General features: G+C 69.7%; 16 protein-coding genes and 1 other annotated feature. Of the genes, 8 read left to right on the plus strand and 8 right to left on the minus strand.

All coding sequences use genetic code 11. From position 1 onward, the window contains the following. Positions 1-91 precede the first annotated feature (91 nt). Entirely contained in the window at positions 92-1,594 is a 1,503-nt protein-coding gene (locus FSB78_RS17075) for an ATPase domain-containing protein (RefSeq protein WP_147083742.1), read from the plus strand. A gap of 15 nt (positions 1,595-1,609) precedes the next feature. Further along, positions 1,610-3,589 (plus strand): ATP-binding protein, encoded by a 1,980-nt coding sequence (locus tag FSB78_RS17080; RefSeq protein WP_147083743.1) that lies wholly within the window; start codon positions 1,610-1,612, stop codon positions 3,587-3,589. A 136-nt stretch (positions 3,590-3,725) separates the two neighbouring features. On the opposite strand, the gene FSB78_RS17085 is transcribed toward FSB78_RS17080, so the two are convergent. The 4 genes from FSB78_RS17085 to FSB78_RS17100 form a co-directional block, all read right to left on the minus strand. After that, positions 3,726-4,721, minus strand: coding sequence for an SDR family oxidoreductase (locus tag FSB78_RS17085; protein ID WP_199743213.1), 996 nt, complete (start codon positions 4,719-4,721; stop codon positions 3,726-3,728). 5 nt (positions 4,722-4,726) lie between these two features. Next, on the minus strand, positions 4,727-5,194 hold the full coding sequence (locus FSB78_RS17090; protein ID WP_147083745.1) for a hypothetical protein: 468 nt from the start codon (positions 5,192-5,194) through the stop codon (positions 4,727-4,729). Between the two features lie 49 nt (positions 5,195-5,243). After that, positions 5,244-6,416 carry a zinc-dependent alcohol dehydrogenase gene (locus tag FSB78_RS17095; RefSeq protein WP_147083746.1) on the minus strand — a complete coding sequence of 391 codons (1,173 nt, stop codon included), beginning with the start codon at positions 6,414-6,416 and terminating at the stop codon, positions 5,244-5,246. A gap of 158 nt (positions 6,417-6,574) precedes the next feature. Next, on the minus strand, positions 6,575-6,967 hold the full coding sequence (locus tag FSB78_RS17100) for a hypothetical protein (RefSeq protein ID WP_147083747.1): 393 nt from the start codon (positions 6,965-6,967) through the stop codon (positions 6,575-6,577). A 147-nt stretch (positions 6,968-7,114) separates the two neighbouring features. On the opposite strand from FSB78_RS17100, the gene FSB78_RS17105 reads away from it, so the two are divergent. Further along, positions 7,115-7,807, plus strand: coding sequence for an HAD family hydrolase (locus FSB78_RS17105; RefSeq protein WP_158638033.1), 693 nt, complete (start codon positions 7,115-7,117; stop codon positions 7,805-7,807). A gap of 117 nt (positions 7,808-7,924) precedes the next feature. Here the strand turns inward: FSB78_RS17105 and FSB78_RS17110 are convergent, their stop codons facing one another. After that, entirely contained in the window at positions 7,925-9,004 is a 1,080-nt protein-coding gene (locus FSB78_RS17110; protein ID WP_147083749.1) for an SPL family radical SAM protein, read from the minus strand. A gap of 80 nt (positions 9,005-9,084) precedes the next feature. Then, positions 9,085-9,140: a sequence feature (sul1 is cis-regulatory element that is thought to sense ions involved in sulfur or methionine metabolism; They are found in Alphaproteobacteria), on the plus strand. Between the two features lie 65 nt (positions 9,141-9,205). Here FSB78_RS17110 and FSB78_RS17115 point away from each other — a divergent pair. Together FSB78_RS17115 and FSB78_RS17120 are read left to right on the plus strand one after the other, a co-directional pair. Further along, positions 9,206-10,684 carry a SulP family inorganic anion transporter gene (locus FSB78_RS17115; RefSeq protein WP_147083750.1) on the plus strand — a complete coding sequence of 493 codons (1,479 nt, stop codon included), beginning with the start codon at positions 9,206-9,208 and terminating at the stop codon, positions 10,682-10,684. Positions 10,685-10,752: 68 nt separating this feature from the next. Then, a complete protein-coding gene (locus FSB78_RS17120) occupies positions 10,753-11,427 on the plus strand; it encodes an NAD(P)H-dependent oxidoreductase (protein ID WP_147083751.1) in 675 nt (224 codons plus the stop codon). On the opposite strand, the gene FSB78_RS17125 is transcribed toward FSB78_RS17120, so the two are convergent. Both FSB78_RS17125 and FSB78_RS17130 read right to left on the minus strand, forming a co-directional pair. Continuing rightward, positions 11,424-11,834, minus strand: a complete 411-nt coding sequence (locus FSB78_RS17125; RefSeq protein WP_147083752.1) for a DUF4345 domain-containing protein — start codon at positions 11,832-11,834, stop codon at positions 11,424-11,426. The genes FSB78_RS17120 and FSB78_RS17125 overlap by 4 nt on opposite strands. After that, positions 11,831-12,289: a DUF2721 domain-containing protein gene (locus tag FSB78_RS17130; RefSeq protein ID WP_147083753.1), complete on the minus strand. Its 459-nt coding sequence runs from the start codon at positions 12,287-12,289 to the stop codon at positions 11,831-11,833. The genes FSB78_RS17125 and FSB78_RS17130 overlap by 4 nt, the downstream gene beginning before the upstream one ends. A gap of 107 nt (positions 12,290-12,396) precedes the next feature. Between FSB78_RS17130 and FSB78_RS17135 the strand changes: the two genes are divergently transcribed. Further along, positions 12,397-13,491, plus strand: coding sequence for a GNAT family N-acetyltransferase (locus FSB78_RS17135; RefSeq protein ID WP_242008369.1), 1,095 nt, complete (start codon positions 12,397-12,399; stop codon positions 13,489-13,491). On the opposite strand, the gene trmB is transcribed toward FSB78_RS17135, so the two are convergent. Next, positions 13,476-14,156 carry a tRNA (guanine(46)-N(7))-methyltransferase TrmB gene (gene trmB / locus FSB78_RS17140; RefSeq protein WP_147083754.1) on the minus strand — a complete coding sequence of 227 codons (681 nt, stop codon included), beginning with the start codon at positions 14,154-14,156 and terminating at the stop codon, positions 13,476-13,478. The genes FSB78_RS17135 and trmB overlap by 16 nt on opposite strands. A 65-nt stretch (positions 14,157-14,221) precedes the next feature. Between trmB and FSB78_RS17145 the strand changes: the two genes are divergently transcribed. Continuing rightward, positions 14,222-15,055 carry a formate/nitrite transporter family protein gene (locus FSB78_RS17145; RefSeq protein WP_147083755.1) on the plus strand — a complete coding sequence of 278 codons (834 nt, stop codon included), beginning with the start codon at positions 14,222-14,224 and terminating at the stop codon, positions 15,053-15,055. Continuing rightward, entirely contained in the window at positions 15,052-15,672 is a 621-nt protein-coding gene (locus FSB78_RS17150) for a phosphatase PAP2 family protein (protein WP_147083756.1), read from the plus strand. Before FSB78_RS17145 ends, FSB78_RS17150 begins: the two co-directional genes overlap by 4 nt. The last annotated feature ends 34 nt before the right edge of the window (positions 15,673-15,706 follow it).

Below are 15,706 nucleotides of genomic sequence, written 5' to 3' on the forward strand. Positions count from 1 at the left end.
GCGCCATCCTCGCGTTTTGCACGCGATCGCGCTTTGCCCTATGCCGGTCGGCCTGGACGTCTGACGGCCGCTTATCACCAGTATCGAGGGAATGACCGTGTCGTCTATGAATCCGGCCTCCGCCAGGGCACTTACCGGCATTGCCGGGCTGGACGACATCCTGAACGGCGGCCTGACCCCCGAACGGATGTACCTGATCGAGGGTACGCCCGGCACCGGCAAGACGACGCTGGGGCTCGGCTTCCTGCTCGCGGGCGCCGAGATCGGCGAGAGCGGCCTGTACATCACGCTCGCCGAGACCGAGGTCGAACTGCGCGCGGTGGGCCGGACGCACGGCTGGTCGCTCGACACGCTGACGCTGTTCGAGATGGTTCCTGCCGACGGCTTCGGCGAGGACCAGGAACAGACGCTGCTGCACCCGAGCGAGGTCGAGCTGGGCGAGACGGTGCGCGACATCATGGCCAAGGTCGACGAGGTCCGGCCGCGTCGCGTGGTGCTCGATTCGCTGTCCGAACTGCGGCTGCTGGCGCAGAGCCCGATCCGCTATCGCCGCCAGATCCTCGCGCTCAAGCACTTCTTCTCGACCCGCCACTGTACCGTGCTGTTCCTCGACGACAAGAGCGCGACCAGCCACGACCTGCAGCTCCACAGTATCGCGCACGGCGTGGTGTCGCTCGAACAGATGCTCGCCGGGTTCGGCGCGCAGCGCCGCCGGCTGCACGTCGTCAAGATGCGCGGCGTGCGCTACCGCGGCGGCTATCACGACTTCGAGATCGAGCGCGGCGGGCTGCGCGTCTATCCGCGCCTCGTCGCGTCGGATCACGCGGTCGCGCCGACCCGTCCGCCGGTGTCGAGCGGCTCGCCCGAACTCGATGCGCTGCTGGGCGGCGGCCTGGTCCCGGGGACCGCGACGCTGCTGACCGGCCCGGCGGGCGTCGGCAAGACCACCGCCTCGGTCCAGTGCATGGTCGCCGCGCTCAAGCGCGGCGAGAAGGCGGCCTATTTCCTGTTCGACGAACGCATGCCGACATTGCTCGCGCGCAGCGCCGCGCTCGGCATGGACCTGCAGCCCTATCTCGACAACGGCGCGCTGGAGCTGCGCGCGATCGACCCGGCGGAGATGTCGCCGGGTGAATTCTCCGACGTGATCCGCAACGCGGTCGAGCAGCACGGCGCGACGCTCGTCGTCGTCGACAGCCTCAACGCCTATCTGCAGGCGATGCCGAACGAGCAGTTCCTGATCCTGCAGATGCACGAGATGCTGACCTATCTCGGCCAGAAGGGCGTCGTCAGCCTGCTGATCCTGGGCTTGCACGGCGTGTTCGGCGACATCCGGTCCGACGTCGATCTCAGCTATCTGTCCGACACCGTCGTCCAGCTGCGCTATTTCGAGGCGCATGGCGAGGTGCGCCAGGCGATATCGGTGATCAAGACGCGGACCGCACGGCACGAAAGGACGATCCGGGAGTTTCAGATCGGTAGCGATGGGCTGCAGGTCGGCAATCCGCTCCGGCAGTTCCACGGCGTGCTTACCGGCGCGCCGACCTTTTCGGGCGAAGGAACGACGTTGATGACGAGGCAGACGGACCGATGACGTCGCACATCTAGGATGAAGAACCGTGTTCTCATCCTCGCGCCGCGCGGTCGTGATGCGGCGATCGCGTCCGATCTTCTCTCCCGCCATTCGATCCGCGCCGATGTCTGCGCCGATCTGCCCGCGCTGGTGGCGGAACTGAACGAAGCCGCCGGCGTGGTGATGCTCACCGAGGAATCGCTCGCCGCCGTCGACGTGTCCGCGCTGACCGACTGGGTCGCGCGACAGCCGGCCTGGTCCGACGTGCCCTTCGTCGTGCTCGCCAACGGGTCGCGCGCGCCGCGCACCGCGGCCGCGTCCGACCGGCTCGCCGAGCTCGGCAACGTCGTGCTGCTCGAACGCCCGCTCCATGCCGAGGCGATGCTGGGCGCGATCCGCTCGGCGGTGAAGGCGCGCAACCGGCAATATGAGGTCCGCGACGCCGCGGTCACGCTCGAACGCGCGGTCGTCGAGCGGACCGCCGAGCTGGAGGACGCGCGCGACAGCCTGGAGGTCGCGCTCGAAGCCGCGGGCATGGGCAGCTGGGACATCGACTTCCTCACCGGCGACGCGCGCCGCACGCCGCGCCACGACGAGATCTTCGGCTATAGCGAACCGCTCGACCACTGGGACGTCGACATGTTCCTCGGGCATGTCGATGCCGCCGACCGCGACGCGGTGGCGGATGCGTTCACGACCGCGCTGACCTCGGGCACGCTCGACATCGAATGCGGGATCACCGCGGCCGATGGCAGCCATCGCTGGATCGTCGCCAAGGGGCGGGTGCGCTACGATTCGGACGGCATGGCGGCGCGGATGACCGGCGTGGTCTCCGACGTCACCGATCGCAAGGACGCCGACGCGCAACTGGCCCAGGCGCAGAAGATGGACGCGATCGGCCAGCTGACCGGCGGCGTCGCGCACGACTTCAACAACCTGCTGACCCCGATCGTCGGCAGCCTCGACCTGCTGCGCCGCCGCTACAAGGAGGACGAGCGCACCCAGCGGATGATCGCCGGCGCGCTGCAGGCCGCCGACCGCGCCGCGACGCTGACGCAGCGGCTGCTGTCGTTCGCGCGGCGCCAGGCGCTGCAGCCGCGCGCGGTCGATATCGGCGGGCTGATCGACGGGATCGTCGACCTGGTCCGGCGCTCGCTGGGCCCGTCGATCGCGGTGGTCCTCGACGTGCCGCAGCATCTGTCCTCGGCGCGCGTCGATCCCAACCAGCTCGAACTCGCGCTGCTCAACCTCGCGATCAACGCGCGCGATGCGATGCCCAGCGGAGGTCGGCTGACGCTGGGCGTCAGCGAGGTGGCGATCGACGCGCGCAACACCGTCGGGCTGAAGGCGGGCCGCTATATCCGCCTGCTCGCCGCCGACACCGGCACGGGAATGGACCAGGCGACGCTCGCGCGCGCGACCGAGCCGTTCTTCTCGACCAAGGGCGTCGGCAAGGGCACCGGGCTCGGCCTGTCGATGGTCCACGGCCTCGCCGCGCAATCGGGCGGCACGCTGACGCTGACCAGCGAACCGGGCGCGGGCACCTCGGTCGAACTCTGGCTGCCCGCGACCGAGGAAGCCGCGGTCGATCTCGGCGAGCAGGTCGCCGAGCCCGTCGTCGCGCGCCAGGCCGCGACCGTGCTGCTGGTCGACGACGAGGAACTGGTCCGCGCCGCCACCGCCGACATGCTGCGCGACATCGGCTATACGGTGATCGAGGTCGGCTCGGCGACGCAGGCACTGAGCGCGGTGCGATCGGGGCTCGCGGCGGATGTGCTGGTCAGCGACTATCTGATGCCGGGGATGACCGGCGGCCAGCTGATCCACGAACTCCGCACGATCGGCGTGCAGCTGCCCGCTCTGCTCGTTACCGGCTATGCCGCGGCGGGCGAGGACGTGCCGGCGGACGTCCAGCGCCTCGCCAAGCCGTTCCGCCAGGTCGACCTCGCCGCGCGCGTCGACGAACTGCTCCGCCCGTCGACGCCGGGGCGCCCGCGGCTCCAGCCGGCCGACTGACCACCCGTCTTTTACGTCGTCATGCCGGACCTGGTCCGGCATCCATGGTGCCGCACATCCCGGACCATGGGATTTGCGGCGCAATGGACCCCGGACCAAGTCCGGGGTGACGGGCGAGATGGTTGACGCCGTGCCGCTAGGCCCGTCGGGCGAACCCCAACAGTCCGAGTGCCAGGACCGCGCCGGCCACCGCCATGCTGGTGCCCGGCCGCGTGCGCAGCGCGGTATAGACGCTGCGCCGGGCGACATGCCCGTGCGTGTCGCCGCGGACGACCGCGGGCATACCCGGCCGATACAGATTGTCGGGCCGTTCGGTCGGCGGCTTGCTGGTCTTGAAGATCTGCCGCGCGAACAGTGCCGCGCCGGCATCTGCGAGGCCTGGCAGCATCTGCCCGAACACGCTGCCGAACCGCGCCGCGCCACCGACGAACAGGTCGCGCACCGGATGTTCGGCGGCGTAGAGGATCGTCCGCGCGACATCGTCGGGTCGGTAGAAGGGCGGCGGCATCGTCGCCTGGTGGTCGAGCAGGTTCAGCTGGTGCTGCAGCACCGGCGTCGCGATCGGCGCGGGCTTGATCAGCGTGACCGAGACCGGCCGCCGGTCCATCATCAGCTCGATCCGCAGCGCGTCGGTATAGCCCTTGATCGCCGCCTTCGACGCCGAATACATTCCCATATAGGGCGCGGCGACGTCCGAGGTGAAACTGCCCAGGTTGATCAGCGCGCCGCCCTGCCGATCGAGATACGGCAGCGCCGCCAGGCTGCCGTTGACGACGCCCCAGAAATTGACGTCGAACAGCCGCCGCGCATCCGCGAGCGGCAGGGCCTCCAGCCGGGCCGCGATCGCGACGCCGGCATTGTTTACCCAGGTGTCGATCCGCCCGCACCGCGCGACCGCGTCCGATGCGAGACGCGCGACCGCGTCGGGGTCCGATACGTCGCACGGGATGACGACCGCGCGGCCGCCGTCCTGCGCGATCTCCGCGGCGAGCGCCTCCAGCGCATCGACCCCGCGCGCGGCGATCACCACGGTCGCGCCGCGCTCTGCGGCCATCACCGCGGTGGCGCGGCCGATGCCGCTCGACGCGCCGGTGATGACGACGACCTGCTCGGCGAGCGGCTTCAGCGTCACGGCGATCAGCCCGAGCCGGGATGCTTCTGGGCATCGTCATAGGCGGCATCGGTCCCGACCTTGCCGGTCGCCTCGGCCGCCGCAGTGCCCGACGTCTCCTCGACGGTGACCGTGCCGCCGTCCGCCGCCACATTGCGCGTGCTGGGCTCCGGCTCGGGCACGCCGCTGCTGCCGTCGACATCGCCGTCGCCGGTCGATCCCGTCACGCCGTTGGGCGCACTGCCGCCCTCGTCGCCGGCCTGGCCGCCGCCGTGATAGGCGTTCTGCGTCTGTCCGCCATGGCTCATGAACCCGCCGCCCTTGGGCGTCATGCCGGTATAGGGGTTGGGATAGGCGCCGCCGTCGCTCTCCCCGCCGCCCTTGCGGCCGTCGATGTCCCGGTCGGTATTGCCGCCGGGGGAACCGGAGACGCCGTCCGGCGCCCCCTTGCTGTCGGAATTGCCGCTGGCGGGCATCGGTACCGTGTCGGTCATCGTCTTACTCCATCGGTTGAGTCGGGCGGTTGGGTCGGGACGGATCGGATCAGGGGCGCAGCACGACCTTGATCACGCCGTCTTCCTTGTCGCGGAACTTGCGGTACATCTCGGGCGCATCCTCGAGGCTGGCCGGATGCGTCACGACGAAGCTCGGGTCGATGTCGCCCGCCTCGATCCGCTTGAGCAGCGGCGCGGTATAGGCCTGGACGTGCGTCTGCCCGGTCTTGATCGTCAGCCCCTTGTTCATCATCGCGCCGATCGGGATCTTGTCGCCCATGCCCACATAGACGCCGGGGATCGACACCGTGCCACCCATCCGGCAGCTCATGATCGCCTCGCGCAGCACGTGCACGCGGTCGGTCGCGAGGAAGGTCGCCGCCTTGACCTTGTCGATCACCGAATCGATCGCGCCGTGGCCGGACGCCTCGGCACCGACCGCATCGATGCAGCTGTCGGGACCGCGGCCCTTGGTGCGGAACTGCAGCTCGTCATAGACGCTGTCGACCTCGGCGAAGTTGATCGTCTCGGCACCGCCCGCCTCGGCCATCGCGAGCCGCTCGGGCAGCTCGTCGATCGCGATCACGCGGCCCGCACCCAGCATCAGCGCGGAGCGGATCGCGAACTGGCCGACCGGGCCGCAGCCCCAGATCGCGACGGTGTCGCCTTCCTCGATCTGCGCATTCTCGGCGGCCATGTAGCCGGTCGGGAAGATGTCGGACAGGAACAGCGCCTGTTCGTCGGTGACGTTGTCGGGCACCTTGATCGGCCCGATATCGGCCATCGGCACGCGCAGATATTCGGCCTGGCCGCCGCAATAGCCGCCCAGCATGTGGCTGAAGCCGAACAGGCCGGCGGGCGAATGGCCCATCGCCTTGATCGCCATCTCGGCATTGGGGTTGGTGCGCTCGCACGCCGAGAACAGCCCCTTGCGACAGAAGAAGCAGTCGCCGCAACTGATCGTGAACGGCACCACGACACGGTCGCCGATCTTCAAATTGGTGACTTCGGAGCCGAGCGCGACGACCTCGCCCATATTCTCGTGGCCCAGGATGTCGCCTGCCTTCATCGTCGGCTGATAGCCGTCGAGCAGGTGGAGATCGGAGCCGCAGATCGCGCAGGCGGTCACCTTGATGATCGCATCGCGCGGATGCTGGATCTCGGGATCCTTGACGGTGTCGACGCGAACGTCACCCTTTCCGTGCCAGACAAGTGCGCGCATCGGTTCGTCTCCGGGTGGATCCTGGTTCGGCCGGATGTGGCTGAACCTCTGATGCCACCCAACGTCCGCCGGTCGGAAAGGACCCGTGCGTTAACACCGATCAGCCAGTTCGTTGGCCGGGTCGGCCGAACGGCCGCCGGCCGGTCCGGCGCGGCCGCCTATTTGACGCGCTTGGGTCGATCCCAGGGGACGAACGGCCCGAGGATCACGAACCCGCGCTGGAACCGCGACCCGCGGTCGATCAAATTGACCGTGTCGATGCTGCACAGCTGCGACCCGATCGTGCGGGTGACGAGGATGTCGTCGTTGCCCAGCGAGTCCGCACCCGATCGCGGCGTGTTGACGTAGAGCCGCGCGCCGGTGCGGTAAACGATCGCCTTGCCGGGGATGACCTGGCTCGACTGCGACCCCGACAGGGTGATGCAGTTGACCGGCGTTCCCGCGACTCGTCCGGCGAGCAGCTTGGCCAGCTGCGCATCCGGCGTGTCGCGCCTGGCGGCGAGGGCAGGGGTGGCGATCACGATCGCCGCTAGGAGCAGAGTGCGTATCATGTTGCGTGCGTACCTCATGCGATGTGAACGCGTACTGACGTAACGGGCGGTTGCCGCGAACGATCCGGAACCCGCCGGCCGACTCGCTCGCTGACACAGGCGCTGACACGGGCATCATGCACGCATGCCGTCACCAAAGGAACGATGATGCCGATCACTGGGCCGACCACTGGGCCGATCACGGCCATACTCTACGACATCGACGGCACGCTGGTGGACAGCAACGACCTGCACGTGCTTGCCTGGGAACAGGCGTTCGCGAGGATCGGCGCGACCTTCGACCGGCAGACGATCCATGACCAGATCGGCAAGGGCACCGACAATCTCGTGCCGACGCTGCTCCCCGATCTCGACGACGACGCGGTGGAGTCGCTCGGCGATGCGCATGGCGCGATCTACAAGGACCGCTATCTGAAGACCGCAAAGCCGTTTCCGGGCGCGCACGACCTGCTCGCGCGGTCGCACGCCGCGGGGCTGCGCGTCGTGCTCGCCTCGTCGGCGTCGGCCGGGGAACTCGACCATTATCTCGGCCTGCTCGACGCGCACGACCTGGTCGAGACCACGACCAGCAGCGACGACGTCGAGGCCACCAAGCCCGCGCCCGACATCTTCGCCACCGCGCTGAAGAAGCTCGGCGACGTCGACCCGTCGGAGGTGATCGTCGTCGGCGACACGCCCTACGACATCGAGGCTGCCGGCAAGTGCGGCGTCGCGGCGATCGGCCTGCGCTCGGGTGGATTCCCCGACGACATGCTGCGCGATGCCGGCGCGATCGCGCTCTACGACGATGTCGCGGCGCTGCTCGCGGGGTATGACGACTCGCCGCTGGCGGCTCGGTAAAATTTGCTCCCCTCCCTGGAAGGGAGGGGCGGGGGTGGGTCGGGCTGTGGCTGGCGCCACGGTCCCGCGAGAGCGACCTACCCCCAACCCCTCCCTTCCAGGGAGGGAGCAGGGGCGTTACGTCCAGTAGAGCACGCGCGCCGCGGGCATCGCCTCGCCGATCCGCCGCTCGAAGAAGGTGCGCAGCGCGCGCATCGTGTCGGCGTCGTACACCTGCTTCTCGGTGCCGAACTTGGTCCGCTTGGTCACCCGGTTCGCGCCCGACATGTCGAGTTGCGAGCCGGGATACCAGCTGTCGAGCACCGCCTTCGATCCCGGATTGTAGCGGTGCGTGATAAGCTCGATCGTCAGGTCCAGTCCGGGCAGGTCGAGCATCGCCGCGGCATCGTCGATCAATGCGCCGTACGCCTCCTCCCACCCCGGCGCGGCGATGATCGGCGCGATCGTCAGCCCGATCGGATAGCCCGCCTCCGCCATCCGCCGCAGCGCGCGCAGCCGGTCGGCGACGGGCGCAGTGCCACCCTCGAACCGCGCGAACGCACGCGGGTTGATCGATGCGCGCATCCGGGAGCGGCCGGCATGGTCGATTCCCAGCAACGGCGCGACGTTCGCGAACTTGGTCGTGAAGCGTAATTGCGCGTCGACGTCCCACTGCCCGAACCACGCGATCGCCGCGGACAGCGATCCCGTCACCGGCTCCAGCGCGAGCGGATCCGTGTAGCACGACGCCTCGAACGTCGTGCCCTCATGCGCGCGCGCGGCGCTGCGCGAGGTGATCGTGCCCTGTCCCAGATAACCGGGCGCCGCGTCGAGGATCTCGTCCAGATTGGCATAGGCGCGCGTGATCGGCGGGCCCTTCAGCGACCCTGCCAGATAGCAATAGCTGCAATGCGCCGGGCACCCCTCGGCCAGGTCGATCCGCCAGTCCGCGCTGGGCGCGATCGGTTGCAGCCGGCGCTTCGACGGCGGCGCGACGACCACCGCGAGCGTCCCCTTCGCCTCGACATAGGCACGGCGCGGATCGTCGAAAGCGGGCAGAGCGAGCCGGTCGCCCGCGAGTTCGACGATCTCCACCCCCATCGCCGCCGCGCGCGCCAGGATCGCGCGGCCATGCGCGAACCCGCGCGCTGCCCTGGTGATCAGGACGCGCCTGGGGGTCCAGCCGGCGGCGGGACGATCTCGGATGGGATTGAGCATAGGGACCGAACGAGCGGCGGGCGTGCAGGTTCACGACGTGTTGCGGCGCAGCGAGGAACGCGCTAGGGCCCGACCATTCGCAAGGACCCGGTGCAATTCCGGGTGGCTATTCCGGCCGCCGATCCGCCGGACAACGCATTTCGCATCCGCCACGCGCCGTCGAACGGCCCGCCCTTGCGACTTTCGCGGACTATCACATCTATGACAAATACAGCGTTCGCTCGGTATCGTGCCGAGTGGTTCAGCGGCGTCGGGCCAGCGCGCCGCGACGTTCTCGCCGGCATGGTCGGCACCTTCGCGCTGATCCCCGAGGTCATCGCCTTTTCCTTCGTCGCCGGGATCGATCCCGAGGTCGGCCTGTTCGCCTCGTTCGTCATCGGCATCGTCATCGCGTTCGCGGGCGGCCGCCCGGCGATGATCTCGGGCGCGGCCGGGTCGGTCGCGCTCGTCGTCGCCGCGCTCGTGCACGCGCACGGCCTGCAATATCTGCTCGCCGCGACGCTGCTCGCGGGCGTCTTCCAGATCGCGTTCGGGCTCGCCAGGCTCGACGTGCTGCTGCGCTTCGTCTCGCGCTCGGTGCGGACCGGGTTCGTCAACGCGCTCGCGATCCTGATCTTCTCGGCGCAGGTGCCGCAGATGCTCGACGTCACCTGGCACACTTACGCGATGATCGCGGGCGGCCTCGCGATTATCTACCTCGTGCCGCGGATCACCACCGCGATCCCGTCGCCGCTGATCTGCATCGTCGTGCTGACGGGAATCGCGATCGCATTCCCGATGCCGATCCACAAAGTCGCCGATCTCGGCCGCCTGCCCGCCTCGCTGCCGTCCTTCGCCTGGCCCGCGGTGCCGTTCGACTGGCAGACGCTGCGCATCGTCGCGCCCTATGCGTTCGCGATGGCCGCGGTCGGCCTGCTCGAATCGATGATGACCGCCAGCGTGGTCGACGAGATGACCGAGACCGGCAGTTCGAAAGCGCGCGAGTGCACCGGGCTCGGCCTCGCCAACGTCGCCGCCGGGCTGTTCGGCGGGATCGCCGGCTGCGGGATGATCGGGCAGACCGTCGGCAATGTCCGCTATGGCGGCCGCGGGCGGCTGTCGACGCTCGTCGCGGGCGTGTTCCTGCTCGTCGTCATGGTGCCGCTCCGGCCCTGGGTCGCGCAGGTGCCCGTCGCAGCGCTCGTCGCGATCATGATCATGGTGTCGATCAGCACCTTCTCGTGGAGCTCGCTGCGCGACCTCGCGCGGCACCCGAAGGTCTCGGGCGTGGTCATGCTCTCGACCGTCGTCGTGACGGTCGCGACGCACGACCTGTCCGCGGGCGTCGCGGTCGGGGTGCTGCTCAGCGGCGTGTTCTTTGCCTACAAGGTCACCCGGCTGATGACCGTGACCTCGGCGTATGACGAGGCCGCCGACACCCGCACCTACACCGTGACGGGGCAGGTGTTCTTCGCCAGCGCCGACGCGTTCGCCGAGCAGTTCGACCTGCGCGACACCGCGGGTCGCGTCCGCATCGACCTGACCGCCGCGCACCTGTGGGACGTCACCGCGGTCGGTACGCTGGACGACATCGTCGCCAAGCTGCGCCGCCACGGTGTCGCCGTCGACGTGATCGGCCTTAACCAGGCGAGCGCGATCCTGGTCGACCGCCACGCGCCGCTGCTCGCGCCGCCGGCGTAGCCGTACGTAGTTTCCACAAGGGAAAGCACCGCGGTCGCCGCCTATGTACGGCGCATCGGAGACCCTGCATGCGCGCCGCCCATACCGCCCTGCTTCGCCACGTCGTCGTGCTGGGCCACCCCGACCCGCACAGCTTCAACCACGCGATCGCCGCGCGCTATTGCGAGGCGGTCCTGGCGTGCGGGCAGGAGGCGGTGGTGCGCGATCTCTACGCGCTCGACTTCGACCCGCGGCTGCACGCCGGCAACCGCCCCGGCCACGCGACCAGCCATTTGTCGGCTGACGTGTCGCGCGAACTGGGGCTGCTGCGCGACGCCGACGTCATCCTGTTCGTCTATCCCTTGTGGTTCGGCATGCCGCCGGCGATGATCAAGGGCTATGTCGACCGCGTGCTGGGCGAGGCGCTGACCCCGCACGACATCAAGAACCATGTCCCCGACGCGATCCTGCGCGGCAAGCGCTTCGCGACCTTCTCGACCTCGGCGACGACACGCGCCTGGCTCGAGGAGCAGGGCCAGTGGCGCGCGCTGCGGCAGGCGTTCGACGTCTATCTGCTCTCGATCTTCGGGATGCGCGACGGCGGCCACACCCATTTCGACGCGATCGTCGATCCGATCGACCCGCGCTATGCCGGCGAGACGCTGCTCGCGGTCGAGACGCAGGCGCGGCTGCTGTGCAGCACGGCGCTGGCCGAACGCCACGCCATCGCCGCCGCGCAGACGCTGGGGACTGCCCGCCCCTAGGCGCGAACCCCGCGGAGTCGCGCGGCACGGCGCGCGAAATGCCACTGCCACAGCATCAGCAGCGGCACGACGATCGTCTCCATGCCGAGCCCGAGCACATGCCCGCGTGACGGCACCCCCACCGCGAGCAGCGACACCAACCGCGCGCAGCCGCCGACGAAGATCAGCCCGCCGAGCAACCGGAACCGCGGCCCCTTGGTCTCGATGACCGGGATGCAGCTGACGAACCCGAGCCCGGTCGCGAAGAATATCCCCGAGATATAGCGGAAATGGCTGTCCAGATCGCGCGGCACGTCGCTCAGATGCCCGAACGGCGCGGGGCCCTGCAGCACGCCCTGGCCGCCGACCACCAGCGGCAACAGGCACGCGACCGCGACCACCGCCTGCAACAATCGCTTTTCGATCACCGCATCGTCTCCAGCAGTTCCGGGCGAATCCGAAACGCGCGCAGCGAGATGCGCACCTCGACCATGAACGCGATCAGCGCGGCAATCAGCAGGATCATCGCGGCGATGAACGCGACCGCGACGTAGCGACCGAGGTGCAGCTTCGCCAGACTCCCGACGAACAGCAACGCGATCAGCAAACAGGTCATGATCGCGCTGGTCACCGATAGGAACAGCGCCGCGTTGATGATCGTCATCCGGCGGTCGAGCAGCCGCAGCTCGGACACGTGGCGGTCATGCTCGGGTCCCGAACTGCTCGGGTGCAGCTGCTCCAGCGACCGCGCCCGGTCGATCACGCGCGACAGCCGCCCGGCGAGCACGTTGAGCAGCTGCCCGATGCCCGCCAGCATGAACACCGGCGCCAGCGACAGCTGGATGGTCTGGGCGATCGTCGTGATGGCGGGGATCTGCAGCATGCTGTTCATCATGCGGGCAAACGCCGCGCGAAGGAAGTCGGTCCGCCGCCGGGGGCGTCCGGTCGATTTGCACGACTTGGTAACACGCAAGGCGCTAAGGAGGGCCTGTGACGAAGCCCATGCTCCTGGCCGATTTCGTGCGCCTGCCGCCGGCGATCGTCGGCGAGGTCGTCGTCGGGCTGTCCGCCGCGATCGACACCGTCGCCGCGGGCGCCGCGCCCAGCCACGCGTTCCTGCGCTATGGCTGGTACGCCGCCGCGCTCGCCGCCTATGGCGGGCAGGCGCGCACGCTGCTGGTCAGCGAGGACGAGACGCCCGTGCTCGCGATGCCGTTCGTGCCGCTGGGCCCGCGCTGGCTGCGCCTGGCCGCGGTCCCGGGCTGCTACTGGCCGTTCCGCAGCTTCGGGCTCGCACTCGGCACCAGCGAGCCTGCGCTGAAGGTCGCACTCGCGACGCTCGCCGCCGCGGTCAACGGCGTGCGCATCGGCCCGGTGCATGACGGCGATCCCGCGGCGATGCCGCTGATCGCCGCGGCGCGCACGAACGGCTGGACCGCGATCGACCGGCATCTCGGCGACAGCTGGACGCTCGATCTCGCGCCCGTCGTCAATGGCGAGCCGTGGCCGCGGGGCTCGACGCTCCGGAAGAACCGCTTCCACGAAAAGCACCTCGCCGCGCACGGCACCCCCGACTGGCGGGTCCTCCACGGAGCCGACTGGCCCGCGGGCTTCGACGCGCTCGCCGCGGTCGAGGAGAAGAGCTGGCTCGCCGCCACCGACCGCAGCGACATGAAGTTCACGACCAGCGGCCACGGAACGTTCTGGCGCGCCGCGGTCGCCGACCCGGTGCTCGCCGACATGCTGCGCGCCGCCTTGCTCACCATCGACGACGCGCCGGCCGCCTTCTCGTTCGACATCGATACCGGCGACCTGCTCTACGCGGTCGCCAACAGCTACGACCCGACGTTCGCCAAGCACTCGCCGGGCAAGCTGCTCTACTGGCGCAACCTGGTCGCGGCGATGGGCCGCGGCATCACGCGCGTCGACTGGGGGGCGGGCGACAGCGGCTACAAGCAGGTGATCGGCGCCACGCAGGGCGCCCCGATCCGCGACTGGCTCCTCCTCCGCCCCGGCCTCCCCGCGCTCACCGGGCGGCTGCTCGGCCGGCTATGGCGCCGCAGCGGCCATCAGCAGCGGATATAGCGGAAATACCAGACCTCGTGCCCGTGCCGCCGGGCCTTGCGCTCGTAGCGCGTTTCGGGCCAGTCGTCGGGGCGGACCAGGAAGTCCTGCGGGGTCTTGGCCTGCCATTCGAAGTCGCGGCGCGCGTTCATGACCATCATCGCCCAGCGGCAATAGGTCGGGTCGTCGGTGCCCAGCCGGAACTCGGCGCCCGGCTTCAGCTTGGCGGCGATCGCGTCGAGCGGGCCGTGGTTGACCATCCGCCGCTTGGCATGGCGCGCCTTTGGCCAGGGATCGGGGTGGAGCAGGTACACGCGCGACAGGCTCGCATCGGGCAGCCGCTCGATCACCTCGAGCGCATCGCCCATGTGCAGCCGGACATTCTCCAGCCCGCCGTCGCGGATATGCCCCAGCGCGCCGACCACGCCGTTGAGGAACGGCTCGCAGCCGATGAACCCGGTCCCAGGATGCGCCGCGGCCTGGCCCGCCAGATGCTCGCCCGCGCCGAACCCGATCTCGAGCTGCAGGGGGCGCTCATCCCCGAACAGCACCCGTGCATCCAGCGCCCCGGTCTCGGGGACGGAGAGTTCGGCGAGCGTCGTCTCGACGAGCGCGGACTGGCCGGCGCGCAGCTTGTGGCCCTGGCGACGGCCATAGAGGCGGCGAATGGTGGCGGGATCGTTCATCGCCGCGGCCTCTAACGCCAAGCGACGCCGGAGCAAAGCGCCCCGCCGTCCGTTGCACCAGCGTAATGGCCGATCCCACCCCCGAACATCTCCCGCAGGACGCCGCCGAGGACGTCGACGACCTCAAGGCCGCCGATGCGAAGGACCTCCACCAGGCGGTGCGCGAGGCGGGCGAGGAGGAACTCGACCGCCCGGTCGCGTCGCTGTTCGTCTCGGGGCTCGCAGGGGGACTCGCGATCAGCAGCTCGCTCGTCGCCGAGGGCGCGCTGCACGCCGCGCTGCCCGAGTCGCCTTGGCGCGATCTGGTGGTGGCGCTCGGCTATCCGATCGGCTTCCTCGTCGTCATCCTCGGGCGGATGCAGCTGTTCACCGAAAGCACGATCACCGCGATGCTGCCCTTGGTCACCCGGCCGTCGGGCTGGGCGCTCGGGCGTACGCTCCGGCTCTGGGCGGTGGTGCTGGTCGCCAACCTGGTCGGTACCGCGATCACCGGCGGTGCGATCGCGGCGGGCGTGCTCGGCAGCGCCGAGCTTCGCGACGCGATGATCGCGGTGTCGATGGCGATCACGGAGCTGTCCCCTCGGGCGACCTTCGTCAACGCGATCCCCGCCGGGTTCATGATCGCGATCCTCGCCTGGTCGTTGCCCAATGCGCGCACCCAGGCGTTCCAGGTCATCGTCGCGATCACCTATGTCGTGGCGATCGGCGGGTTCAGCCATTCGATCGTCGGATCGGTCGAGGCGTTCCTGCTGCTCTTTTCGGGGCATGTCGGTGCCGTGCAGACCCTGGCCGGGCTGCTGCTGCCGGCGATCCTCGGCAATCTCCTGGGCGGCGCGGGGATCTTCGCGCTGCTCGCGCATGGTCAGGTGCGCGGCGAAATGAAGGAAGACACGGAATGACGGGCAAGACCAAGAAGGCCGCCAAGGCCGTCGCGAAGGCTGACCATGACGCCACGCACAAGGCGGCCGAGCACCGCGATACGCCGCTGGCCAAGGCGACCGGGTTCCTTGCCGAGATCGGCGACCAGCCGCAGATGGTCGCGACCGCGATCGGCACCGCGGCGGTCGGGCTGGCGCTGCGCCGCCCCGACATCGTCCGCGGCGGCGTCCGGATGCTCGCCGCGCACGTCGTCGCCACCGCGATCAAGTCGGCGATCAAGCAGTCGGTCGACCGCGCGCGCCCGGCAAAGGCAATCGACGACGGCGAGACGGTGTTCGAGCCCGGCAAGAGCCAGGACCATGCGATGACCTCCTTCCCCTCGGGCCACACTGCGGGCGCGGTCGCGGTCGCGCGAGCGGTGTCGCGCGACGTCGGCGGCGCCGGCGTCCCCGCCGCGCTGATCGCCACCGGCGTCGCTGCCGCCCAGCCCGTCACCGGCAAGCATTATCTCTCCGACCTCGTCGCCGGCGCCGCGGTCGGCTGGATCTCCGAAGCGCTCGTCAGCGCGGTATTCGACCGCGTCGCCCCGCACGTCGAAGTCGTCGTCGGCGCCGTCGTGGTGGGCGCGGAGGACTAGCCCCAGACGAAAAAAGCCCCCGTCGGACGGGTCC

Source organism: Sphingomonas ginsenosidivorax, from assembly GCF_007995065.1.
Classification (GTDB): domain Bacteria; phylum Pseudomonadota; class Alphaproteobacteria; order Sphingomonadales; family Sphingomonadaceae; genus Sphingomonas; species Sphingomonas ginsenosidivorax.